Annotated in this window: 29 protein-coding genes and 2 tRNA genes; 14 read left to right on the top strand and 17 right to left on the bottom strand. The window is 48.6% G+C overall.

What is annotated here, in order from left to right:
- Positions 1–4: 4 nt before the first annotated feature.
- A complete protein-coding gene (locus DYD62_RS01490; RefSeq protein WP_115225741.1) occupies positions 5–289 on the bottom strand; it encodes an addiction module antidote protein in 285 nt (94 codons plus the stop codon).
- Between the two features lie 3 nt (positions 290–292).
- The gene (locus DYD62_RS01485) at positions 293–589 is read right to left on the bottom strand and encodes a type II toxin-antitoxin system RelE/ParE family toxin (RefSeq protein WP_115225740.1); all 297 of its coding nucleotides are present in this window, start codon (positions 587–589) and stop codon (positions 293–295) included.
- A gap of 135 nt (positions 590–724) precedes the next feature.
- Between DYD62_RS01485 and DYD62_RS01480 the strand changes: the two genes are divergently transcribed.
- From DYD62_RS01480 to DYD62_RS01465, 4 genes are all read left to right on the top strand, one after another.
- Complete coding sequence (locus tag DYD62_RS01480; RefSeq protein WP_115225739.1) at positions 725–979, top strand: hypothetical protein; 255 nt, start codon at positions 725–727, stop codon at positions 977–979.
- A 128-nt stretch (positions 980–1,107) separates the two neighbouring features.
- Positions 1,108–1,362 carry a type II toxin-antitoxin system VapC family toxin gene (locus tag DYD62_RS01475; protein ID WP_207916265.1) on the top strand — a complete coding sequence of 85 codons (255 nt, stop codon included), beginning with the start codon at positions 1,108–1,110 and terminating at the stop codon, positions 1,360–1,362.
- 295 nt (positions 1,363–1,657) lie between these two features.
- Positions 1,658–2,500, top strand: a complete 843-nt coding sequence (locus DYD62_RS01470; RefSeq protein WP_115225738.1) for a tetratricopeptide repeat protein — start codon at positions 1,658–1,660, stop codon at positions 2,498–2,500.
- A 200-nt stretch (positions 2,501–2,700) separates the two neighbouring features.
- The gene (locus DYD62_RS01465; protein ID WP_132038589.1) at positions 2,701–3,399 is read left to right on the top strand and encodes a hypothetical protein; all 699 of its coding nucleotides are present in this window, start codon (positions 2,701–2,703) and stop codon (positions 3,397–3,399) included.
- A gap of 129 nt (positions 3,400–3,528) precedes the next feature.
- Here the strand turns inward: DYD62_RS01465 and DYD62_RS01460 are convergent, their stop codons facing one another.
- Positions 3,529–3,783 (bottom strand): hypothetical protein, encoded by a 255-nt coding sequence (locus DYD62_RS01460; protein WP_115225736.1) that lies wholly within the window; start codon positions 3,781–3,783, stop codon positions 3,529–3,531.
- Between the two features lie 98 nt (positions 3,784–3,881).
- Entirely contained in the window at positions 3,882–4,355 is a 474-nt protein-coding gene (locus tag DYD62_RS01455; RefSeq protein ID WP_115225735.1) for a helix-turn-helix domain-containing protein, read from the bottom strand.
- A gap of 86 nt (positions 4,356–4,441) precedes the next feature.
- Between DYD62_RS01455 and DYD62_RS01450 the strand changes: the two genes are divergently transcribed.
- The 7 genes from DYD62_RS01450 to DYD62_RS01425 all read left to right on the top strand — a co-directional run bounded on the left by DYD62_RS01450 (position 4,442) and on the right by DYD62_RS01425 (position 9,261).
- Positions 4,442–4,678 (top strand): hypothetical protein, encoded by a 237-nt coding sequence (locus DYD62_RS01450; protein ID WP_132038588.1) that lies wholly within the window; start codon positions 4,442–4,444, stop codon positions 4,676–4,678.
- A gap of 59 nt (positions 4,679–4,737) precedes the next feature.
- Complete coding sequence (locus tag DYD62_RS01445; protein ID WP_132038587.1) at positions 4,738–5,040, top strand: Ogr/Delta-like zinc finger protein; 303 nt, start codon at positions 4,738–4,740, stop codon at positions 5,038–5,040.
- An 80-nt stretch (positions 5,041–5,120) separates the two neighbouring features.
- Positions 5,121–5,579 carry a hypothetical protein gene (locus tag DYD62_RS01440; protein WP_115225732.1) on the top strand — a complete coding sequence of 153 codons (459 nt, stop codon included), beginning with the start codon at positions 5,121–5,123 and terminating at the stop codon, positions 5,577–5,579.
- On the top strand, positions 5,576–7,486 hold the full coding sequence (locus DYD62_RS01435) for a replication endonuclease (protein WP_115225731.1): 1,911 nt from the start codon (positions 5,576–5,578) through the stop codon (positions 7,484–7,486). The genes DYD62_RS01440 and DYD62_RS01435 overlap by 4 nt, the downstream gene beginning before the upstream one ends.
- An 87-nt stretch (positions 7,487–7,573) precedes the next feature.
- Positions 7,574–7,813, top strand: a complete 240-nt coding sequence (locus DYD62_RS01430; protein ID WP_115225730.1) for a hypothetical protein — start codon at positions 7,574–7,576, stop codon at positions 7,811–7,813.
- A gap of 12 nt (positions 7,814–7,825) precedes the next feature.
- The gene (locus tag DYD62_RS23890; RefSeq protein WP_233702855.1) at positions 7,826–8,227 is read left to right on the top strand and encodes a hypothetical protein; all 402 of its coding nucleotides are present in this window, start codon (positions 7,826–7,828) and stop codon (positions 8,225–8,227) included.
- A complete protein-coding gene (locus tag DYD62_RS01425) occupies positions 8,110–9,261 on the top strand; it encodes a tyrosine-type recombinase/integrase (protein ID WP_233702926.1) in 1,152 nt (383 codons plus the stop codon). Before DYD62_RS23890 ends, DYD62_RS01425 begins: the two co-directional genes overlap by 118 nt.
- A 28-nt stretch (positions 9,262–9,289) precedes the next feature.
- Here the strand turns inward: DYD62_RS01425 and DYD62_RS01420 are convergent.
- The 9 genes from DYD62_RS01420 to thrS form a co-directional block, all read right to left on the bottom strand.
- Positions 9,290–9,366: transfer RNA gene (locus DYD62_RS01420), tRNA-Pro, on the bottom strand.
- 38 nt (positions 9,367–9,404) lie between these two features.
- Positions 9,405–9,770: a MerR family transcriptional regulator gene (locus DYD62_RS01415; protein ID WP_115225728.1), complete on the bottom strand. Its 366-nt coding sequence runs from the start codon at positions 9,768–9,770 to the stop codon at positions 9,405–9,407.
- Positions 9,736–10,053 (bottom strand): integration host factor subunit alpha, encoded by a 318-nt coding sequence (locus DYD62_RS01410; protein WP_046352592.1) that lies wholly within the window; start codon positions 10,051–10,053, stop codon positions 9,736–9,738. Before DYD62_RS01410 ends, DYD62_RS01415 begins: the two co-directional genes overlap by 35 nt.
- A 29-nt stretch (positions 10,054–10,082) precedes the next feature.
- The gene (gene pheT, locus DYD62_RS01405) at positions 10,083–12,437 is read right to left on the bottom strand and encodes a phenylalanine--tRNA ligase subunit beta (protein WP_115225727.1); all 2,355 of its coding nucleotides are present in this window, start codon (positions 12,435–12,437) and stop codon (positions 10,083–10,085) included.
- Positions 12,438–12,540: 103 nt separating this feature from the next.
- Complete coding sequence (pheS, locus tag DYD62_RS01400) at positions 12,541–13,527, bottom strand: phenylalanine--tRNA ligase subunit alpha (protein WP_115225726.1); 987 nt, start codon at positions 13,525–13,527, stop codon at positions 12,541–12,543.
- Between the two features lie 139 nt (positions 13,528–13,666).
- Positions 13,667–14,026, bottom strand: a complete 360-nt coding sequence (gene rplT, locus DYD62_RS01395; protein ID WP_099398123.1) for a 50S ribosomal protein L20 — start codon at positions 14,024–14,026, stop codon at positions 13,667–13,669.
- 16 nt (positions 14,027–14,042) lie between these two features.
- The gene (gene rpmI, locus DYD62_RS01390) at positions 14,043–14,240 is read right to left on the bottom strand and encodes a 50S ribosomal protein L35 (protein ID WP_099398122.1); all 198 of its coding nucleotides are present in this window, start codon (positions 14,238–14,240) and stop codon (positions 14,043–14,045) included.
- Positions 14,241–14,408: 168 nt separating this feature from the next.
- Entirely contained in the window at positions 14,409–14,954 is a 546-nt protein-coding gene (gene infC / locus DYD62_RS01385; protein ID WP_099398121.1) for a translation initiation factor IF-3, read from the bottom strand.
- A gap of 30 nt (positions 14,955–14,984) precedes the next feature.
- The gene (gene thrS, locus DYD62_RS01380) at positions 14,985–16,889 is read right to left on the bottom strand and encodes a threonine--tRNA ligase (protein WP_115225725.1); all 1,905 of its coding nucleotides are present in this window, start codon (positions 16,887–16,889) and stop codon (positions 14,985–14,987) included.
- On the opposite strand from thrS, the gene DYD62_RS23535 reads away from it, so the two are divergent.
- Positions 16,888–17,064 carry a hypothetical protein gene (locus tag DYD62_RS23535; RefSeq protein WP_165928574.1) on the top strand — a complete coding sequence of 59 codons (177 nt, stop codon included), beginning with the start codon at positions 16,888–16,890 and terminating at the stop codon, positions 17,062–17,064. The two genes, thrS and DYD62_RS23535, sit on opposite strands and share 2 nt — an antisense overlap.
- Before the next feature lie 65 nt (positions 17,065–17,129).
- Here the strand turns inward: DYD62_RS23535 and DYD62_RS01375 are convergent.
- Positions 17,130–17,206, bottom strand: a tRNA-Val gene (locus DYD62_RS01375).
- Positions 17,207–17,713: 507 nt separating this feature from the next.
- On the opposite strand from DYD62_RS01375, the gene DYD62_RS01370 reads away from it, so the two are divergent.
- Together DYD62_RS01370 and DYD62_RS24290 are read left to right on the top strand one after the other, a co-directional pair.
- Positions 17,714–18,415 carry an NF038120 family PEP-CTERM protein gene (locus tag DYD62_RS01370; protein WP_115225724.1) on the top strand — a complete coding sequence of 234 codons (702 nt, stop codon included), beginning with the start codon at positions 17,714–17,716 and terminating at the stop codon, positions 18,413–18,415.
- Entirely contained in the window at positions 18,412–21,555 is a 3,144-nt protein-coding gene (locus DYD62_RS24290; RefSeq protein ID WP_115225723.1) for a S8 family peptidase, read from the top strand. Before DYD62_RS01370 ends, DYD62_RS24290 begins: the two co-directional genes overlap by 4 nt.
- 80 nt (positions 21,556–21,635) lie before the next feature.
- Here the strand turns inward: DYD62_RS24290 and DYD62_RS01360 are convergent, their stop codons facing one another.
- The 3 genes from DYD62_RS01360 to nuoN form a co-directional block, all read right to left on the bottom strand.
- Positions 21,636–21,992 carry a hypothetical protein gene (locus tag DYD62_RS01360; RefSeq protein ID WP_115225722.1) on the bottom strand — a complete coding sequence of 119 codons (357 nt, stop codon included), beginning with the start codon at positions 21,990–21,992 and terminating at the stop codon, positions 21,636–21,638.
- Between the two features lie 85 nt (positions 21,993–22,077).
- Complete coding sequence (locus DYD62_RS01355; RefSeq protein WP_115225721.1) at positions 22,078–22,374, bottom strand: DUF2818 family protein; 297 nt, start codon at positions 22,372–22,374, stop codon at positions 22,078–22,080.
- Positions 22,374–23,828: an NADH-quinone oxidoreductase subunit NuoN gene (gene nuoN / locus DYD62_RS01350; protein ID WP_115225720.1), complete on the bottom strand. Its 1,455-nt coding sequence runs from the start codon at positions 23,826–23,828 to the stop codon at positions 22,374–22,376. The genes DYD62_RS01355 and nuoN overlap by 1 nt, the downstream gene beginning before the upstream one ends.
- Positions 23,829–23,842: the final 14 nt, after the last annotated feature.

The following is a 23,842-nucleotide window of genomic DNA, read 5'->3' as shown; positions in this document are numbered from 1 at the left end:
TTTATCATGCAGCAGGTGTAGCATTTAATTTAATACCCAAACCATGTAAAAGTTTCATGATCGTTTCATAGCGGGGCTTGCTTCCCGGAGCAAGTGCTTTGTATAAGCTCTCTCTACCTAATCCGGAATCTTTAGCAAGTTGCGTCATGCCACGGGCGCGAGCTACGTCTTTGATGGCAAGTAAAAACATAGCAGGATCAGGATCAGCAAGTGCTTCAGATAAATAAGCGCTGATAGTTTCTTCATCATCAAGATGATCTACAACATCAAAGGGGGTAAAAATAGTCATGATTTATTCCTCAAGGCTTGCGGCCATTACCTTGGCACGCTCAATGTCACGTGGTTGTGTGGACTTATCTCCACCCAGCAGCAATAAATAAATGACTGCACCACGCCGAGTAAAGTAAACACGGTAGCCAGGGCCGTAATCGACCTTCATCTCGGAGACCCCACCCCCAACCGGCTCACAGTCACCAAAGTTGCCATTCGTAGCACGGCGAATACGTTGTAATATTTTGGCCTTACCTAGCTTGTCTTTCAAAGAATCCAGCCACTTATTGAATTCATCAGAGCTGTAAAATGTGTTCATCAATTAAGTGTATTCAATTGGATACAAAACAGCAAGGGAAGTTGATCAATGGATAACTGAAGCGACCGCAAAAAAAGATAAGGGCATTGCCGAAGCACGTTATCAGGCCATCATTCAATCAATGAAAACAGAGTCATGAATAATATTGATACCACAATCCAGCATATCACCCCGGCGGGTGGCAACTTGTTTGCTGAGCTTGGCTTTGCGCCGGAAGAAGCACAGCGCTATCACGCCGAATCAAAAAAACAAATTGATACTAACTTAATGCTCAAGGAGCAGCTTATTGCAGAGCTAGGGTTTATATCTGGGCAGTTTTTGGTGCCGGATGACTTCGACACGATGGCTGCAAAAGAAATTGAGCTTTTATTCGGTGTGGCTGACGAGTGAAGTTTTTTTTGGATACACATACCCTGCTATGGGCGGCCTGAGCTTCCGAGAAACTGCCTGAGAGCGCACACGCCCTATTAAGTGATGAAAAAAACCAACTCTTCTTTAGTGCCGCGTCATTATGAGAAATGATCATCAAAAATGGATTAGGTAGGGAAGACTTTAGAGTAAACGCGCGCGTTTTACGCCGTGGCCTGCTTGATAATGGCTATCAAGAATTACCCATTTACAGCGAGCATGCCGTTTCTGTAGATAACTTGCCTGCCATTCACAAAGATCCGTTTGATCACATCCACATTGCCCAAGCAACGGTCGAAGGAATCACACTCATTACGGCAGATAGCTCTATTGCCCAGTATCCAGCCCCCATACTTAAAGTTTAAGTAAAAGCTGCAGTAGCTTTTGAAGCGCGCCAAATATTGCGGAATCTTACTCAATTTATCCGCCCGAACTCATCGAACGTCGCCAGCCCACTTACCAATTTCGCCACCATCAAACGAGAGTTAATGCTCGGTTGAAACGACTGGGTTAGACTGAGCGGCAGGCGGCTATCGGCCAGCAGCAGACGGTAATCGCCGTTCGCTAAAGCTGCCGCTCAATCGTGTATATTCCGATTACTTCACTGCACGATGTTGTTATAAAGATGCCTCTTCTACAACTTTTTTAGAGTTCTAGCCAGTGCAATTACCAGTCAATCTTCTAGAAGTCAGTATCCATAACAGTTGGAAATACCAAGCTGCATTTCCTCCACTTGGGTTTGTTCCGTTCTTCGAAAATGAACTAGGCAATGGTGATACTTTTGGTTTGTATTGGCCCATTGGGCGAGAAAACATCGAACCAATAGTTGCTGAAACTTGGCATGACTCTTGGCAAGTCCAACCCACGTACTCAACGCTAAGCTCCTTTCTTGCGGCATCACAAAAAGCAGAAGAGGAGTATCCTAAATCGCCATCTATTGATGAAGACCCTGCCTCGCCCCGAGCACTGTTTTACGCTGCAAAAGAAAGCGTAAGAAATCAAAACGTTGATTCAGCTATTATGCTCCTTGAGAAAGCGACCACTGTATTGCCTGAGTACACCGATGCTCAGTCTCTCTTGTGGGCGCAATATGTTCGTGTTGGCAGAACAGCAGAAGCGACCTCGATTGCCATACAAGCAATTATTTCACCGCCATGTTTTGGCGCGAGGCCTCACAAAGCATTGCGCTGGCTCTGCTCTCAGCAAGAAACCCTCTTCGTCGAAGATGACCCAATCTGGCAAATCCGAAACAAGCTCAAATTGGTTTATGGTGGCACAAAAGAAAATACTGACTATCCGTTGCTGCTCACCGCCATACATCAATACTTGTCTCAGTCGCACTTTGTACAAGCTGTAACACTCATGCAAACCTATGCCGCACTTTTATCAAGCGAAACGGTTTCGTTTCAAGAGCGCTATAGCTTTGAATCTAAAGAATTTTCCGCTTGGCAAGTTGAGGTCAGTTCAAAGCTTCCACACGGGTCTCGATATTTTCAATTCTAAATTAGAGTTAAAACCGTTCTGCCATATACCTTTAGCATTCCTGAGAGTCTGCTTTAATAAGTCGGCAACTTCCGCTTTGGGTCGGGAGCTGCCAGTGGTTGCAACTACGTGTGCATTTCGATGCATGATATAGGTCACTGGCGGCAGTCGGCCAACAGCAGACACTGATTCGTATTGTTTAGGTGCTAGAGAGATTTAACGTGAGAAGAAAAAAAAGAGCATCTATAGAATCCAAAGAACCGCCCGCTCGTTATCAAGAATGGATTAACTATATCTTTTCTTTTTCAGCCAGTTCGTTTTGGAGCTTAGATGCCGAATCCGAAATCTCAACATTTGACGCCACAGATACAGAGTTGGTGGATTTGACTACATACATGCTTGAAAATTGTGGCCGGGAGTTTGCCAGCTATTCAAATGAAAAAATAAATTCAGCTTTGGACTTCGTTTTCAACAATTCCTATTCTGACATTGCTTTCAACCTTATAAGTGACTCCGTTCCATTGGAGAGTCGCATGCGCTTGATTAAATCTATTTATTGCCTTTACTGCGATTGCTTTGATGCACGGTGTGCAGAAGTCTTGGGTCACCTAAGTGAAACGACGGACAATCCTTTAAACCAAGTCTGTTATATGTTGTGGGATGTCACCCCAATTGCATATTTAGGTGACAGAAAAAACAAGGAGCAGCTATACGATGCAATGATTGATGTTCTTGAAGAATGCCTGAGCTTGGCTAATCCTGCTTGTGTGGAAAGTGCACTTCATGGACTTGGGCATTTGTATGGTGTAAGCAAGGACAGAATCGAAAGTCTGATTGCATCCAAACTTAAAAGCAAAGTTTTTATACCACCTAGCCTTGAATCATATGCTGAACTAGCAATGAAGGGGCATGTTCAATAACTTTGCGCTTCGAGGATACAATTCCGCTTTGGTTCGGAAGCTGCCGCACAGTGTCCTATGCTGAGCGTCCGCACGTCGGCAAAACAAACCAAGCCCCTTTTTATCGAGGGGCTTTTGTTTGCCTGCTATTTATACCGCCGAACTCGCATTGATTGTCAGTACCAGAGAGTCATCCTTTTGCTCTGTCATGGCGGGCTGATCCACCGAAGAATACCGTACAGGCAAATAGTCCCTGCCCGTCACCACACCCAGCGCAAAAGACAGCAATATGCAGGCGGCCAAGAGTAACCGGGGTGAGGCCGCATAGTGAAAATGCTTGTGCTCAATCTTTATGTTTTTAAATGCCACCATACCCACTTCACCCAAAAATGATTGATCTTTCACTTTATTTAAACCATAAAAAAACCCGCAAAATTGCGGGTTTGATCACTTCAACGGCAGCACTTACGATAAGTGGCGACCATTCATTCAGCCATTCACATTTAGAATTTAAAAGTTTGCTTACCTTTTATCTTCACATCACCTTCAATAACCTGTCCTACCTTACCCATAAATTTTGGTTTTACGTCTTGCGACTGATCTGAGGCAGACGCATCGGCAACAGGGACAACTTGAAGCATGGCCAAAATGCCAGTTTGCACCGGCTCTGGAGCCGCACGGAAAGCAGAAATTAACTTTTGTTCTGTGTCGGGTAAGTTAGCAGAGCTACGCACACCCGTGACAATGTACTGAACATCAGCACCTAAATCAGAAAATGGCAAAAGTACCGAAACAGGAGGATTCGTTTTATTCTTTTCGTAACCATAAAGCGAATCAACTGAGATGCCAAGCGCGTTTGCAGCCATTTCTTGGGACAAACCAAGGCGCTTTCTTTCCTCTTTAAGTCGCTCCGAAACTCCGAGCATTCTCTGCTTGATGTTTGACAACTCCGATGATGTTACGGATAATCGATTCATAGATTCAGGCAAGTCGCTTAGTGACACTCTAAATAACCTTAATGGTAACTTAAACAATGATAGAAAACGAGGCAGGTGATCAGACGATGCCCAGAGCGCCGCGCGGCCTGCTCAGCCGCCGGGGCATCAATTTACGATTAACAACAATTGAGCACCCCGTTGTGGGTTCAATCGCAAAACAAGAATCAAGATCTGTTGCTTCTATGTGCCGGTTGCTGATCTTAGAAGGCTTGGCTTTTCGTGGGATTGAAATCCCAGCAGAAGAACTTAAAGACATCGAAGACATTGCACTTACCGAGATAGAACAAGCCGCTGCTGCTTAAGGCGCGATTAAGTTTCGTAGAGAAATATAAGCGCTTTACCCGACGAATGGTAGTCGTTTGTGGCTCTGCCTTTTGCTTTTGTAATTTTTGTTAGCTTTGGAGTAATCATCATGGCCGTAGAGATTCATTGCCCATACTGTAATTCTAAAACGCATACGCGAACCAGCGTCCGGATTACTCCAACAGCCACTACCGCCCAAATCGGCTGCAGAAGTTGCGGCGCTAGATTAAAAGTCGGCTTCCAGATCACCGAAGCTTGGATGCCTAAGTACAACGAAGATTTTGAAGTCTTTAAATGGACGGAATTCCCGCCCGCCAATGACGATAAGTTTAAGAAAGACCAGCTCCCCCTCGCGCTTTAACCCGAAGTAATCCCCCTTTTATCTGAGCCTTCCCGCGCCTGTTTAACAGCCGCAGGGGCTTTGTCACGTCTGGATAAAACATGGCCGCTCTCGCAAAGCAGTTACAAGCAAGGATTGATCCACCTGTCAGTGCCTTAGAGCCTAAGCGCTGTGTGGCAACAAAGATCAATGTGGATGCGCGAAGCCGGGTTTTAGCCATGGTCAGAAACTCCCCGGCCATGCCTTTGCCAGAAGTAAAACAAGAACGCCCTGCCTTTATCTATGCGGATGACGGTGAAGAAGTCCTCGCCACACTGAAACCACAGCGCAAGCCTTTGCCGGTATTAAATCAGGCAGAAAACCAAGAGCTGGCTGATTTATTGGCCTGGGCACAAAAAGCCGATGCGGCCATCCATGCCCGCATGGCCCGCCTGAATCAATTTGATCTGCCCCGTGAATCCGCCAAGCTGAAACAGATACGCGGCTTGCTGGGTAGCGTCATCGCAGAAGGTGAAACCACGCTGCAAAACGCTTGGTATGCCAAGGCCACCGCGCAATGAATCCTAAATTCAATTTACAAGCATGGCTGGAAACCGCCACAGACAGCGAGTGCCGCGCCAAGGCCAAAGAATTTGCCGTCCGTTGCTCAAATATTGAAGCGCCGCTGGAGCTACTGGAAATGGTGGTGGCTCGCGGCTGGATTGTGTTACCCGAGCACGGCGTGAAGCATCTTGATTACCAAAAAATGAAACCCGCCCAGCGCCGTTATGTGCTGGAGCTGGCCGCCCGGATCAAGTCCGATAAATGGTGGAGCAAGCGCTTACGTACCCTCGCCATCCGCGCCGCCGAAGCCCGTGCTTATTCCTACGGTATCGGCATGGGCAAAGATCAGGCTTATGTTAGCCCATGGAATTTAGAACGGATGGTGATCCGCGCCCAGCAAGGCGCGGTGGCCATGGCCGAAGCGGTGGCTATTTCGCCCGATGGTGAAGTGATCGATATGGCCGATGTACTGGCAGGCAGCATGGCCAACGGCAAGAACAAGCGTACCGAGTTGATTGTCCGCACCAAGGGCATGGCCGAACGGGCGCAAGAAATGGGCTACCGCGCTTATGCCATCACGCTGACGGCGCCAGGCTGCTACCACCGCTGCACCAGCGTCGGCGAAAAACCGCACTTAAAGCTGATCCTCAATAAAAAATGGAATGGCTTTAGCCAGCAACAAACCGCCAGCTATTTGACCCAATGCTGGGCGCAATGCCGTACCCAATTTAGTAAAGCCGAAATTGATTTTATGGGCTTACGCACTTTAGAGCCTCACAAAGACGGCACCCCGCACTGGCACTTAATCTTTTTTGTGAAACCACAGCACGCCAGCGAAGCCCTGAAGATCATCCGCGATAAGTATCTGCAAGCCGAACCGAATGAAAAAAACGCCCAAAAAGTCCGCGTAAAAATAGACCCCATCAAACCCCGCAAAGGCCAGGATATGGTTTACGCCGCCGTGGCCTATGCCATTGCCTACATCGCTAAAAATATCGACGGCTACAAGGTAGACGGCGATAGCGAAGCGGGTATGGATGCCATCAGCGGCGCACAGCGTGCAACGGTCTGGGCGCGTATTTTAGGCCGCCGTCAATTTCAGATGTTTGGCACAGCGCCAGTCACGCCTTACCGCGAATCCCGCCGCGTGCGCAAAGATGCTGAAACCCTGTTAGAGCAACTGATTGCAGGGGATAAAGAGCCGGCCATTGCTGAAGCCGCCAAGGGATTAATCGACGGCAATTTGCAGCCCTGTATTACTGAGGCCATGAAGGCCATGCGGTCAGGCCGTGCCGATGTACTGGCCCCGCTCACTGCTTTGCGTGATTTACATCTTGATGGCCAGATCGTTTGCCCTACCCGCATTTTAGGCAGCGCATGGGACGCCGCCGACAAGGGCGACTTTCGTGCCTATATGGTCGCGATGGAAAACGACCCGCTGGAGCTGGTGAAACGTGAACAGATCAACGGCTATGGCGAAGTGGTTGCGGTGATTTGCGGCGTAAAAAGCCAGCGTGGCCAGGTGCTCACCCATAAGGAAGGCTGGAAGGTGCAATGGGGAGCCAAAGGCAAAGCCCGGCTGGGTAAAACTTGCCAGGCGCAAAAAGGACCGTTTAAGGGCGCATCGCATATCGAATACAGCTCGCACGAAGTGGCCGAAATGAAACGCGCCCAAAAGCAGAAACAAGAAGCCGTGTTTTTAGGGGTGGCCTTTGCCGCTGAAGCGAAGCGCAAGCGTCGGGAGAGGGCGAAGCCTTCGACCCTAGGACATGTGGCATTAACTGTTTCCTGCACTTTGGATCAGGCACTTAATGATAAAGGCATAAGAAAAGAGAAAGCCCCGCCGGATCTGAGTGAACGAGCAAGAATCAATGCTCAGAAGTACGGTGCTCAGGCTTATCTGGACGCAAAAAATCAAATTTAAAGCATGACCAAGGCCCTGCTACGCCTGCCGCATCCAGCCCGACGTATGCAGCTGAATCATTCATCGATCTAAACAGGAATCTGAACCATGAGCGACAAGATAGACCAAGCCAGCGACGTATCCGAGCTGATGCGCTGCAACGCCATCGCAGCCCACTACGCCAGCGCAAAGCTAAGCAAAGATAAAACCCCTCAGCCCAGCGGGGAATGCCGCTGGTGCAGCGCGGTGGCCGTCAATGATGCGGTGTTCTGCTGCGAAGAGTGCGCGAAAGACTGGCAAGGGCATAACGCCACGAAACAGAAAGCCCAGCGCATCGCAGGCCGATAAAAGGACACTCCTATGCAAATCCTCCCAAGGCTTATCCGTAAAAGCGATGCCCCTGCCTATCTGGGCATGAATAAAAACGAGTTTACAAAGACAGTCGAGCCTAATGTCGTCGCCGTTCCTATCGGCATTCAAGGCGTCGCATTTGACCGGCTCGACTTGGATGAATGGGTCACGCAATACAAACAAGACGTCGGCTTTCAGCGTATCAATGGCTGCAGAGTACCAGCCGCCAATATTCCGAAAACAGGCCCCGTAGAAAGACAACTTAAAGAGATCTCAACATGGCAAGAAAGAATATCACCGGTCTTACGCTCCGGTCAGGTGCCTGGCACATCGACAAACAAATTAAGGGGTACGGACGACTTTGCGAAAGCACTGGCACAGGCGACAGGGAAGAAGCAGAAAGCTACTTAATCCACCGGCTAGAGGCTATCCGTAATGCCACGGTTTATGGCATTCGGCCAGAGCGGATCTGGCGAGAGGCCGCAACGAAATACTTGCGGGATAATTTAGAGCAGCCTTCTATTAAATTAACGGCCCTCATTTTTTCTCAGCTGGATCCGTATATTGGTAATTGCCCATTAAATAAATTACACGATGGAACATTAGCCGCATTTATTGAGGCTCGTCTATTGCAGGGGGTTAGCCATCGCACCGTCAATATGGCTTTAGAGAAAGTAATCCGGGTATTAAATCTAGCCGCTCGCAGTTGGCGCGATGAGCACGGGATGACGTGGCTTGATTCCCCCCCGATGATTGCCAAGCTAAATGAAAAAGAAACCGCCCGCGAGCCATACCCTCTTAATTTTGATGAGCAGCGATATTTAATGATCGAACTGCCAGAGCATTTAAAGAGAATGGCATTGTTTAAAGTGAATGTTGGAGTACGGGAACAAGAGGTGTGCAAATTGCGCTGGGAATGGGAAGTAAAAATCCCAGAATTAAATACCAGCGTTTTTGTAGTGCCTTGGAATTTTGGCGGAAGAGATGGCGCACGCGGTGTAAAAAATGGAGATGACCGAGTAATCATTTTAAATGAGATGGCAAAACAGGTTATAAGCAATCAGCGCGGAATTGATGAGGAATGGGTATTCCCATATGAAGGCCGGTGTCTTGCAAGAATGAATGATCACGCCTGGCGTAAAGCAAGAAACAGGGCAGCAGAGCGGATGGCCGAAGAAACTAAGCGGCCTTTCTGCGAAGGACTCGCCAATGTGAGGGTGCACGACTTAAAGCACACCTTTGGCCGTCGCTTACGGGCAGCGGGTGTAAGCCATGAAGACCGGCAGGTGTTGCTAGGCCATACAAATGGAAACGTCACCACACACTATTCTGCGGCTGAATTAAGCCAACTGATCGATGCCGCAAACAAGGTGACAGAAGACCTGTCCCGCAAAACTCCCGCACTTACCTTAATCAGAAGCACAAAAAGAAAAAAGGCCACTTAAAAAGTGACCTTTAATCAAAGACTTAAGTTGGTCGGAATGAGAGGATTCGAACCTCCGACCCCTTGCACCCCATGCAAGTGCGCTACCGGGCTGCGCCACATTCCGAACTCAGGGCGTATTATACCTTACGCCCCCTTGCCTGGCTAGTCATCTAACCAAGCAAGTAGTGCTTCTAATTCATGACGTAATTCTGTCACTGTTGCGCCCTCTTCCACACCATCAGCTTCTCCTCGAAGCGCTGATAATTGGTTGCGGGCACCGCTTATGGTAAAGCCTTGCTCGTAAAGCAGTGAGCGGATCCGCCGCACCAACAGTACTTCATGGTGCTGATAGTAGCGTCGGTTTCCGCGCCGCTTTACCGGCTTTAATTGCGTGAATTCCTGCTCCCAGTAACGCAGCACATGCGGTTTTACACCGCATAGCTCGCTAACCTCACCAATGGTGAAGTAGCGTTTCGCAGGGATTGAAGGCAGTTCACTGGTCGGTATGACGAGGTTGGTGCTTTGCATAGTGACTTTCGACCATTCCCTTCAGCTTTTGACTGGCGTGAAATGTCACCACGCGCCGGGCGGAGATTGGGATTTCTTCGCCTGTTTTAGGATTACGCCCAGGACGTTGCGGCTTGTCTCTGAGCTGAAAATTGCCAAAGCCGGAGAGTTTTACCGAATCGCCCTCGGAAAGGGACGTACGGATCTCCTCAAAGAAGGCTTCGACCATGTCTTTGGCTTCACGCTTATTTAAACCAACCTTATCGAACAACATATCGGCTAAGTCAGCTTTAGTAAGCGTCATCATTGTAGTGGGGGTATACTGCATTAGCATTAGACTCTCAGCGTCGCACCGCTTGCTTCGGCAGCACGGATCATATCCGCGACTACAGCGTCGACTTCCTCATCAGTAAGAGTTTTGTGAGTATCTTGCATTAACATCTTGAAAGCAAGGCTTTTTTTACCTTCTGGAACGCCCTTTCCACGGTAGACATCAAACACTTCTGATGCTATTAGGAGCGGGTTTTTCAGCTTGGCGAATGCTGCTTGCAGTGTTGCCACAGACAAGCTTTCATCTGCCAGTAAGGCAAGGTCACGGCGAACAACTTGCAGCTTGGATACTGGCTTAGCTGTAAGTGTTTCAACACTTACAAGCGCTTCCACATCCAATTCAAACAAGACAGGCGCTGTGCCTAAATCGTACGATTGCACCCATTTAGGATGCAGCTCGCCAATCACTCCAACCACGATACCATTGAGTAAAACCTCGGCAGCGCGGCCAGGATGTAGGGCTGGATGATCAACACGACGGAAATCTGCTTTGCGCGGAGCAAGCAAGGCTTCCACATCGGCTTTTACATCATAAAAATCAACATATTGCTTGGCTACGCCCCATTGCTCTGCACTGCGGTGGCCCCAAGCCAAGCCCGCGATTTTCTCTGGCTGGGCATCTGCTGCCGTGCCATTAAATACGCGGGCCAGCTCAAATAAGCGCACACGCTCTTGCTTGCGTTTTTGATTACCTTGCAGAGCTGAGATCAAACCACCAAATAGACTGGAGCGCATCACGCTCATCTGGCTGGCGATAGGGTTCAACAATTTAACTGGGCTGATGTTACCCGCAAAATCGGCTTCCCATTTTTCTTCAACAAAGGCGTAGCTGATGGCTTCGAAATAATCGCGAGCCACCATAATTGATTTCAGTGCGGCCTTTTCACGACGATCGCCCTGCTGCGGCAGCATCACTTGGCGTGATGCAGACGGTGCAACAGGAATATTGTCGTAGCCAAATAAGCGGGCAATTTCTTCGATTAAGTCTTCTTCGATTTCGATGTCAAAGCGAAATGAAGGTGGCGTGACGGTGATCACATCACCCGCCAGCGATGTTGGCAGAGCTAGGCGCGCCAACAATGCGAGAATTTCATCTGCGGATAACTGAATACCTAAAACTTTAGCCACACGCGATACACGCAGCGTGACGGCTGGGCGTGCTGGCAGCTCAGCCTTTGCTTCGGTAACCGGGCCGGCTTCACCGCCACAGATCTCCAGAATCAACTGCGTAGCGCGCTCAAGCGCATTCACTACATTGGCAAAGTCGATACCGCGCTCGAAGCGATGCGAGCTGTCTGAGCTAAAACCCACGCGACGTGAGCGGCCCGCAATCGTGGCAGGCGCAAAGAAGGCGGATTCTAAAAAGATATTTTGTGTGCCAGCGACGACAGACGATGCCAAGCCACCCATAATACCAGCGAGCGCTAAGGGCTGTGCCTCATCGGCAATCACCAGCATATCGGCGTCAAGCGTCAGCTCTTTTTCATTGAGTAGGGTAATTTTTTCGCCCTGCTGAGCAAAACGTGCCTGAATGCCACCTTGCAGCTTATCCGCATCAAAGGCGTGCATTGGCTGACCAAGCTCTAGCAAGACGTAGTTTGTAACGTCAACAATCGCCGAGATAGAGCGTAAGCCTGAACGCTCTAAGCGTTGCTTCATCCAATCTGGAGTATCAGCCGCTTGATTTACATTTTTGATCACACGACCCGCATAACGTGGGCACGCAGCGCCTGCATTCAGGGCTACGGCAATCACATCATCACACGCAGGCACGACAGCGTTAATTTCAACCGGATTAAGCACGGCATCCGTTAGAGCAGCCACTTCGCGCGCAATGCCTTTAATCGACAAGCAATCAGTACGGTTTGGAGTGAGCTTTAAAGTCAGCAAGCGATCATCAAGCTGCAGGTATTCGCGAATTGGCATACCAACTGGCGCATCGCTTGGCAAAATCATCAGCCCGTCAACATCGCTTGGCATACCTAATTCGTCGCCAGAACACAGCATCCCAAAGGATTCAACCCCACGAACCTTAGCTTTTTTGATATTAAAATCGCCAGGTAAAGCGGCACCGACGCGAGCGCATGGCACTTTAATGCCAGGAGCGACATTAGGCGCGCCACACACAATTTGCAGTGGCTCAGCCTCGCCCACATTTACGCTGCAAACATTCAGCTTATCGGCGTTTTCATGCTTGGTAACAGACAATACCTCTGCCACAAACACTTGAGTAAACTCAGGGGCAGCAGGGTCATTTTCTTCTACTTCTAAACCGGCCATTGTTAACAAATGGGCCAGCTGCTCAGAATTTAGGGCTGGATTTACCCAGCTACGCAACCATTGTTCAGAAAATTTCATCACTCGCACCTACAGATGCGCGGACGATACAACATCCGCTGTAGAAAGCCAGCCAAAACAGATCTCTTAAAGAGCTACTTTAGCTGCGCCACTTTTCAACTTATTACTTGAACTGTTCGAGGAAGGAAATATCGTTCTCGAAGAAGAGGCGTAAATCATTTACGCCGTAATACAGCATCGCGAAACGATCCAGACCAATGCCGAAAGCAAAGCCGGTGAATTTTTCGCTATCAATACCTACATTCTTCAGCACATTGGGGTGCACCATGCCGCAACCGCCAACTTCCATCCAGCCCTTGGACCACTTTACGTCGATCTCAGCCGAAGGCTCGGTAAATGGGAAGAATGAGGGGCGAAAGCGCACTTCCAGATCATCACGCTCAAAGAACTGGCGCAAAAAGCTGACAATCACACTTTTTAAATCGGCAAATGACACATCCTGATCAACCCACAGGCCTTCCATCTGATGGAACATCGGCGAATGTGTGGCGTCAGAATCAACACGGTAAACACGGCCCGGCGCGATAATCTTAATCGGCGGCTCATGGCTTTCCATATAACGCGCTTGAATCGGGGAAGTATGCGTGCGCAACACTTCGCCACCTTCTACATAAAAGGTGTCTTGCATGCCGCGGGCAGGATGATCAGGCGGCAGATTCAAGGCTTCAAAATTATAAAAATCTGTTTCGATTTCGGGGCCATCGGCCACTGCGAAACCCATAGAGTGAAACAATGCTTCAATGCGCTCACGCACCTTGGTCACCGGATGCAAACCACCTGCGGCAAGCCCACGGCCCGGCAAAGTGACATCCAGCGCTTCAGCGGCCAGCTGCTTTGCCAACTTTTCATTGGCAAGCGCTTCACGGCGCGCATTCAGCGAGGCTTCAAAAGCTTGTTTAGCCTGATTAACAATTGCACCAAAAGATTTTTTTTCTTCGGGCGGCAAGGTGGCTAACTGTTTTAAGAGCGCAGAAATCTCGCCCTGCTTGCCAATAAATTGCGCCTTGGCATTTTCAAGTTCGTTCGGGTCATTGGTTGCATTTAATGCAGCCAGGCCTTTTTCCAGAATCGCTTGTACGTTATCAACCATGATCTTGCGGCAATCTCAGGCAAATTGTTTTGCTTAAACTGACATTTCAATAAAGAAAACCAGCAAAAGCACCCCTTCGGATAAACCAAAGGAATAAAAAAGGGAGGCCAGAAGCCTCCCCCTCTTGTCGACCAGCCGATTAGGCGGCTAGTTTCGCCTTAGCTACTTCAACAAACTGAGCAAAAGCCGGTTTGTCAAAAATAGCCATATCAGCGAGAACCTTACGGTCAACTTCAATACCCGCTTTCTTCAGACCGTTCATGAAACGGCTGTAAGCCAGGCCGCACTCACGGGAAGCTGCGTTGATACGCGCAATCCATAGGCGACGGAACTGACGTTTTTTCTGACGACGATCACGGTAGGCGTATTGACCTGCCTTCATGACAGCCTGTTTGGCTACACGATAGACATTTTTACGACGACCACGGTAGCCTTTGGCCAGAGCGAGGATCTTTTTATGACGAGCGCGAGCTGTAACACCACGTTTAACGCGAGGCATGGTTCTTTTCCTTTAGTTATGCGTAGGGCAACATTGCACGTACAGAAGGCATGTTCGACGCATCGACCATGCTTGTACCGCGCAGCTGGCGTTTAGTCTTAGTGGTTTTCTTGGTCAAGATGTGACGCTTGAAAGCGTGACTACGCTTAACGCCACCACCACCGAGAACCTTGAAGCGCTTTTTAGCGCTGCTCTTGGTCTTCATCTTAGGCATGATGAACTCCTACTACTGAGTTAGATAGGGCGACAGGCGCCATAGCGGTTACCCGCTCTGCACTTAATACCTGCCACCACGCTTTTATTACGGCTGCTAGCTGGTTTCAAACAAACAACCAGCCTTACCAGGCGCAGCCGCTAGCCCGGTCGTTTTTACAAAAGGAAATTAAGCGGCTTTCTTTTTAGGAGCCAGCATCATAACCATTTGACGCCCTTCCAGACGCGGATACTGCTCAACCACAACCAAATCGCCCAGATCAGCTTCAACACGTTTCAGCTGAGCCATACCGATTTCTTGGTGAGCCATTTCGCGACCACGGAAACGCAAAGTAATTTTTGCCTTATCGCCATCGGCGAGGAAGCGGGTCAGATTACGCAGTTTGATCTGGTAATCGTTCTCGTCCGTACCCGGGCGGAACTTGATTTCCTTGACCTGGACCTGCTTCTGGTTCTGCTTGGCGGCGTGTTTCTTTTTCGCGTCCTGATACTTAAATTTACCGTAATCCATAATACGGCAAACAGGCGGCTGTGCTGTCGGTGCGATTTCCACCAGATCAACATTGGCCTCTTCGGCCAGAGCCAAAGCTTCAGAAAGGCTGACGATACCAAGCTGCTCGCCATCCACACCCTGCAAACGTAACTCACGGGCGGTGATTTCACCGTTAATCCGTGGTTCTTTATCCTGAGAAGCTATTGTGATTCTCCAAGTCATTCAAAATCAAAACCGCGCTATAGCCCACGATTAAACTTTTGGCATTTCCGACTGCAAGCGCTCAACCAGCGCCTCAATCGTTAATTGCCCCAAGTCTTCACCTGTGCGGCTCCGCACGGCCACTAGGCCTGCTTCTTTTTCTTTATCGCCCACAATGAGCTGATAAGGAAGACGTTGCAGACTATGCTCGCGGATTTTATAGGTAATCTTCTCATTTCTCAAGTCCGCCTGAGCCCTAAAGCCCAATGACTTGAGTTTTTCGCACACTTCTACGGCATATTCACGCTGTGCGTCTGAAATATTCAAGACCACAAGCTGTGTTGGCGCAAGCCAAACAGGAAATGCACCGGCATGATTTTCAATCAGAATACCAATAAAACGCTCCATCGAGCCCAATACCGCACGATGCAGCATTAAAGGACGATGTTTTGCATTATCGATCCCAACATACTCCGCGCCTAAACGCTCCGGCAAATTAGGGTCGATCTGTAAAGTACCACATTGCCACACACGGCCCAGACAATCTTTTAAAGAAAACTCAATTTTCGGGCCGTAAAACGCACCTTCACCCGGCTGATACTCAAAGGCCAAACCTTTGGAATCCAGAGCAGCAGCCAGCGAAGCCTCGGCATGATCCCAGCTTTCTTCTGTCCCAACACGTTTTTCCGGACGAGTGGAGAGCTTTACCAGAATTTCATTAAAACCAAAGTCTGCATAAACCTCTTGCAGTAAATCGATAAACGCAGCAGCTTCAGATTGAACCTGCTCTTCTGTACAGAAAATATGTGCATCATCCTGCACAAAACCACGAACCCGCATTATGCCGTGCAAAGAACCTGAAGGCTCATTGCGGTGGCAAGAACCGAACTCGGAAAAGCGCAACGGTAAATCACGATAGGAACGTAAACCCTGATTAAAGACTTGAATATGCCCAGGGCAATTCATCGGCTTCACGGCGTAATCACGTTTTTCCGACTCGGTAGTAAACATCGCATCATGGTAATTTTCCCAATGACCCGACTTCTCCCACAAAGAGCGATCCATCACCATCGGCGTACGGATTTCCTGATAGCCATGCTGATCGAGCTTTTTACGCATATATTGCTCGATCGATTGCCATAACGCCCAACCCTTAGGGTGCCAGAACACCATGCCTGGCGCCTCTTCCTGCATATGGAATAAATCGAGCTGCTTACCGATTTTGCGGTGATCGCGCTTTTCCGATTCTTCCAGCATATGCAAGTACTGCTCAAGCTCATCTTTCTTTGCCCAAGCGGTACCGTAAATACGTGTCAGCATTTCATTTTTGCTATCACCGCGCCAGTAAGCACCAGCAACTTTCATCAGCTTGAATACTTTCAACTTACCGGTAGATGGCACATGAGGGCCACGGCAAAGATCAGTAAACTCACCTTCGCGGTACAGGCTTAATACCTGATCCGCAGGAATCGATTCGATAATCTCGGCCTTATAGGCCTCACCGATTGATTTAAAGTATGCAACCGCTTCATCACGAGACTGCTCGTAACGCTCCACAGGAATATCTTTTTTTGCCAGTTCGACCATTTTCTTTTCGATGGCCAGCAAATCTTCCGGCGTAAACGGGCGCTTATAGGCGAAATCGTAGTAAAAACCGTTTTCGATCACAGGACCAATTGTGGCTTGCGCATCAGGAAAGAGTTGTTTTACTGCATACGCCAATAAGTGAGCCGCAGAGTGACGGATAATCTCTAAACCCTCTGCATCCTTCTCCGTAATAATCGCCAACTGAATATCACGATCAATGAGATAGCTGGTATCAACCAGCTGACCATTAACCTTACCCGCCAGTGCGGCACGAGCAAGGCCCGCACCGATACTGGCTGCTACATCGCCCACGGTAAGCGGGGCGTCGAATTGTCGTTCAGAGCCGTCTGGCAGGGTCACGATAGGCATGTTTTATCCTGTGCTGCGCGTTTTAGATAAGGTTAGAAGGCTTTCAAAAAGAAAACAAACAGTAACAGATGCTGTAAAAAATGAACGAAAAAAAAGTGCGGCTTACGCCGCACTTTTTATAAATCAAGCCCCGCGCACACGCCGCCAGATTTACTCTGTGGTGGTGCTCGTTTGATTCATGGGGCTTAACTCCTGAAGTACGGTTATGATTTTTTTGCTCATCATAACCGATATTTTTTTTGGTAGGGTTGGTGAGATTCGAACTCACGACCTCTTGGATGTCGACCAAACGCTCTAACCAACTGAGCTACAACCCTAGCGATTTAACTGACTTGATACTGAACAACAAGATCAGAGAGAACGCATTCTAAACGAGATTTCCCGCCGGCACAAGCCAGAAATAAAAAATTTCTACCCATCAAACCCAAGAAACGAGGAGAAATACATTAAATATTTGAATTAAAAGTCATTTATTTAAACCCCCGAGAAAATAAGGTCTTTAGCTGCAATAAATCAGTATTTGCCAAACCCAGTCATACTTTCAAAAAACGAAAGGTAGCTCGTCAACAAACGCTGTTTTCTCAATACTGCTACATAACAGATACAAATAAATGATTTATGACGGTGAAATATAGACGGCTTGGCATATTTTGTTATTATTCACACGCCAACTTCATAAATATGAAAGGCAATCAGTACATCAACTAATAAGTCACATAAAAAAATAATCAGGCAAAAGAGTCAGATTAAGTCAGTAGAGGCACTTTATGCCTGAGCCTTGAGCACACCCGTTGTTCATTCAAATCCAAGACACAGGGAGTTATATGAAGCAATCACTCAAGATGGCACTGCTGACTGCAGCCATTGGTTTTTCTATGCCTGCTGCACAGGCTTCGATTATTAACTTTGACTCATTAAAAGGCGAGATTTATGAAGGGGGAGACGTTGTACAGGCAGATCCCTCTTTTAAATTATCTGTGCTGGGCGAAGGAATGGCGGGTGCAATTGCCTCAGCCGACACTTGCTCAATTATTGATTGCCCAGGTGGCAACAACACCCCTTACTACCTTGGCTTAAACGATGGTGGCCTGCGTATCTCAAACGATACTGGCTTCACACTAAGCAGCTTCTCAAGCAGTTTCACATCCCCTCTTCTGGCCAATATCCCTTTCAGCGTGGCTAATTTAATTGTTCTGGGTAAAGGCATCGGAGGCGAAAGCTTTATTGATAGCTTCACTTTGCCAGGACAAAACTCAAATGGGCAATGGTCTTTCAGCGATTTTCAATACACAGCAAATAATCGTGTGTTTACAGAAATCAGTTTTGCTTCTTGCCTGACAACTGAGGCTGGTGCATGCGTAGCTTTTGGCAATAACCAAGCGCAATTTGCAATCGACAATATTAATGTAGCAGCCGTGCCGGAACCGGCTGAATGGCTGCTGATGGCATTGGGCCTGGCAAGCATCACCATGATGATGCGTCGTAAGAACAAAGCTCAAAACAACTCCGCAGGGATTGCATCATGATGAAACGCAGCATTATTAATCTGGCCATTACAGCATTACTAACTGCGGGTGCTGCAGGCTTTGCATCTGCAGATGAGGCCCGCCTGCCTTATATTATTCAGCTGGCTGACCAGCCTGCCGCTTCTTATACCGGTGCAATCAGTGGCTTAAAAGCAACAAAACCAGTCAATGGTCAGATGCTGGATATCAATGCTTATGATGTTCAAACCTATATTAATTACATTGAGCGCAAGCAAAACAACGTAATTGCCAGCATTGGCAACGCACCTGTCGTGCATAACTACCAAGTCGTTTTTAATGGCTTCTCGGCCATGCTGACGGATGCTGAAGTAAGAAAACTCAAAAATAACGCAGATGTTGTTGCCATTACGCTTGATGTGCCACGGACCATCCAAACCAATTACACACCTAAATTTTTAGGCCTAGATAAACCAGGCGTTGGTCTTTGGTCACAATTAAATGGTGCGGCCAGCGCCGGTGAAAACATTGTTATTGGTGTGATTGATACAGGTGTATGGCCTGAAGATCCTTCTTTTGCTGATCGCGTCAATGCGAATGGCGAAGCGACACATGATGCAACCGGTACCCAAGTCTATGGCGCGCCTCCAGCGGCATGGAAAGGCTCTTGCGATAACGGCGAAGGGTTTTCCATTGCCAATTGTAATAACAAGCTGATTGGTGCCAGAAAATTCAGAGCTCAATATGATGCACTGGTTGCAAGCGGGGCAAAAGTACCGCACTGGAGCGACTATAACTCCCCGCGTGACAGCGATAGCCATGGCTCACATACCGCATCTACGGCCGGTGGCAATGGCAAAGTAGCGGCGGCGATTGGTGGCGCATCAATTGGTTATATTTCTGGCATTGCACCCAGAGCACGCCTTGCAACTTACAAAGTATGCTGGACATCGAATGACCCAGTTGTTGCAGCAGGCAAAAACAATTGCTATGGCGGTGACAGCATTAAAGCCATTGAGGCGGCAGTTAGCGATGGCGTCAATGTACTGAATTACTCTATCAGCGGCGGTGAGCAGCTCAATGATCCGGTTGATCTTGCCTTTCTGGCAGCAACAAATGCCGGGGTATTTGTCTCTGCATCCGCAGGAAACAGCGGCCCAGCGAATATGGTGGCGCATATTGGCCCATGGCTGACCACTGTTGCAGCATCCACTCATGATCGCGTACAGGAAAGCACCGTCACCCTTGGCAGCCGCGTATATAAAGGTGGGTCAGTAAACCCTGCTCCGCTGTCAGGCAATCTGATTGTGGCCAAAAATGCCGGTATTTCAAACTATGAAAGCCTTTCTCCAGCGAGCAAAACAGCACTGGATCGTTGCTATGGCGATGCAGATAGCGTCCCCGCAGATGCAAAACTTGATCCAGCCAAAGTAGCCGGAAAAATTGTGCTGTGCGATCGCGGCTCATCTGCTTTGCTCAATAAAAGCATAGCAGTTAAAGAAGTGGGCGGTGCAGGCATGCTGCTGACCAATGTTGCTGGCGGAGCGGCAACGATTACCGCGTTTTCACATGTGATTCCAACGGTCCATATCAGTGCAGCAGATGGTACAGCGGCTAAAGCTTACGTCGCGTCAGCGGGTAATGCGGCTCAAGCTCTGTTTAGCGCATCGGTCACGACCTCAGCCGGCAATGCACCTGTGATGGCTGATTTTTCATCACGCGGGCCAAACCGGGCAGATGCCAATGTGCTCAAGCCAGATTTAACCGCGCCTGGTGTGGATATTCTAGCCGCTTCACGCCCTGAATTGACAGAAGAACAGCGTAACCAAGTTGCAAATGGCGCGGCAGCCCCTGCCGAATGGCAATCGATGCAAGGCACATCCATGTCCAGCCCGCATGTGGCCGGGCTGGGTGCGCTACTGCATCAGCTGCACCCCACATGGTCACCTGCGGCAATTAAATCAGCCCTCATGACCAGCGCTTATTCAACACTCAACGACGGTCAGCCGGGTTTACAAAATGGTTTGCTGCCATGGGCACAGGGCGCTGGCCATGTTAACCCGAATACGGCTGCTGACCCGGGCCTCGTTTACGATGTAAGCCCACTGGATTACGACCGTTATCTGTGCGGGCAAAATCAGCTTAGCCCAAGCAAATGCAGTGTAATCGGCAGCATTCAGCCTTATAACTTAAACGTGCCATCGCTAACGGCAGCGAACGTACTAGGTAAATTTACATTCAACCGCACAGTAACGAATGTCAGTGACCGTGTTGCAACATATACGGCTCAAGCGTCAATCAGTGGCTTTGATACCGCTGTTTCTCCTGCCACTCTGAGCTTAAACCCGGGCGAAAGTAAATCATTCACCGTGACTTTAAGCCGTACCACCGCACCCAAGAGTGTTTACCAATACGGCTCGTTGGTCTGGTCTGATGGCACTCACACGGTTCGGTCACCTTTAACGGCAAAAGCCAGCCTGCTTGCAGCAGTTTCGCAGTTAAACAGCGAAGAAACCACAGGCAATAAAGTGGTAACGATTGCGACGGGCAGCGATGGAAAACTTACTTTAGTGAAGGGTGGCTTGAAAGAAGCGACGCTGAACAAAGCAACTGTTGCAACGGATTCGGCAGCAAAAGATGGTGTACGTGAATGCACAGCAGGTACAAGCACTGCGGGTGTGATCGTTCATTCATTTAGTGTCCCTGCTGGCAATCTGGCAACTCGCTTTGCACTTTACAACTCAGACACCACACACGGTGGCGAGGATGACCTTGATTTACTGGTTATGAACGCTGCAGGTGTGAAAGTGGGTAGCAGTGGAAGCGATGGTTCTAACGAAATGGTTCAGCTCTTTAACCTGCCTGCAGGCAATTACAAAGCGTGCGTTGTGGGTTATGCAGTCAAAGGTGGCACCACAGATTACACATTATCCAGTTGGATTGTGAACGCTGGTGATACAGGTGGCTCGTTTAAAGCGCTTGCTCCAGGCAAAATCTATGTAGGCGGTACCGCTTCTGTAGGCTTTAGCTGGAAAGATCTGCCAGCAGGTAAACGCTACCTTGCTAATGTGTCTTACCTGATTGACGGGGCAGCACAAAGTAATACATCACTACTTGTTGAAACCAATGACCCTGTCCCAAGCGCTACTTCAACTTCACGCGCGGTTAGTGCTGGTATTTAACTACGTGACTTGAGATCTTTAATGCAAAACGGCGAGCCAGTTTGGTTCGCCGTTTTTTTATGCCTAAAAATCAAATATGCCTAGTTCATAACACCCGCACTTTGTAAAACACACTGCTTTTGCCTGCATACTGCGCCTGGGTCGGCCACAAACTGGCATGCAGATAACTCACCGCTTTTTTTAATATCTAACACCCTTTGCTGGCTATATTTTCTGGCAAGCAAAGCTATTTTTTCACCCTGCCCTTCTGCAACAGACCATGGCAGATACCGCTCTGGGCCACCGCAAGACTGAGCCCCAATAGCCACGGTTCGGCACTGCGAATCTTGCACGCACCGAGCGCTGCCAATTTCTGCCCTTAAACTATGCAATGTCTCATCCGCAAAAGAAGAAGAAACACTCAGGCACAAAAGCAAAGCAGACCATTTAGCAATCATTGTGGCTCCATTATCGGGCAGCAAAACACAGACATACACTTACTATTAAACACAAAAAAGCCCAAACAATGTTGGGCTTTTTTTATCAGATTCCAGGTTTACGCCAGAAATAGCGCCAGACAAATCCAGGCCATGCAAACACGATAAACATCGCAAAGGTTGTGGCAAAGAAAGGCCAGTTTTGCGCGTGCACCGGAGAAAGTCTTCCCTCCAGTACCCTTGCCAGCAAGCCCAGCGCAAGATAGAGCAAAATCAGCTCTAACATGCGCCAGTGAAAACCCTTCACCTTTTTGGCCGGAATGCAGAAAATAATACGCTCAAAGAAAAAGGGCAGATTGGCAGCAATCAGCGCCAATCCACAGAGCAGATACACATTATTCATTACATTGGCACAAGAGATGAAGTAACGGCTTGCGAGAGCACAGACATCAAGCGATCAGGCATCAAGCCCATCACAAGCAACAATACACAGTTAACAGATAGTACTAACTTAGTATCAAAGCCAGCCTCAATCGGTGCGGTATCTGTTGCTTCGTCAAAATACATAATCTTAACGATACGCAGGTAGTAGAAAGCACCCACCAGTGAAAACATCACCGCAATCACTGCCAGCCATACATAACCCAGATTAACCACAGCCTGTAATACCGACAGCTTAGCAAAGAAGCCAACAAAGACCGGAATACCTGCCATAGAGAACATGACAAACATCATCATGCAGGCAAACCATGGGCTGCGAGCAGCCAAGCCTTTGAAATCATCAATCTTATCGGCTTCAAAACCTTCACGGGACAACAGCATCACCATACCGAAACCGGCCGCAGCCGTCAGTACATAAACCATGGCATAGAAAAACGATGCGGCGTAACCAATCGGGCTGGCAACCAAAATACCCAATAGCAAGAAGCCCATGTGCGAGATGGTGGAGTACGCCATCATGCGTTTCATGCTGGTTTGAGCAATCGCAGTCAGATTACCAATACCCATCGAGAGTACCGACAACACCACCAACATACCGCGCCAATCAAAGGCGTAGCCTTCCATACCTTGCGCCAGCAAGCGAATCACAAATACAAAGGCCGCTAACTTAGGAGCAGAACCAATCAACTGAGTGACTGGCGTTGGTGCGCCTTCGTAAACATCAGGTACCCACATATGAAACGGTACTGCACCCAATTTAAAGCCAATACCTGTTACAAGGAAGACCAGACCAAAAGCAGCCAGCATACGGTTTGCTTCACCACTGGCAATCTTATGGGCAATGACAAATACATCCAGCGAAGCGGTCGCACCATAAATCATCGACATACCGTAAAGCAACATACCAGACGCCAAAGCACCCAGAATAAAGTACTTCATCGCAGCTTCTGTGGATTGCACTGAATCACGCTGCAATGCCACCAAGGCGTACAAGGACAAAGAAAGCAACTCAAGGCCCATATACAGCGTTAAGAAATTAACGCTGGAGGCCATAATCATCATGCCCGCCAGAGCAAACAGCGTCAGCGTAAACAGCTCACCACGAAATAGACCGCGCACCATGCTGTAGTCACGGCCATAAATCAGGACCAGTGCCACGCCTAGGATCATGCCCATTTTGGCGAAATCAGCGATTGGATCACTAATAAACAAACCATTAAATGCCAGACGCGGAGTGGCCTGATAGCCATTCACAACGAGAAAAGCGGTTACCGCCAACACTAGCAGCGTTAACACATAAGTAATGTGTCGCTTGGCATCCGACACAAACAAATCAATCAGTAGTACCGCACAGCTGGCAAGCAGCAGGAAAATTTCCGGCATTGCCACCCAAGCATTCAGGCTGGTCCAGGTCATTATTCAACCCTATC

It is taken from the genome of Iodobacter fluviatilis, from assembly GCF_900451195.1.
Taxonomy (GTDB): Bacteria; Pseudomonadota; Gammaproteobacteria; order Burkholderiales; family Chitinibacteraceae; genus Iodobacter; species Iodobacter fluviatilis.
Note: the sequence above shows the minus strand (reverse complement) of the source record. Positions and strands in the feature narration are given on the sequence as shown.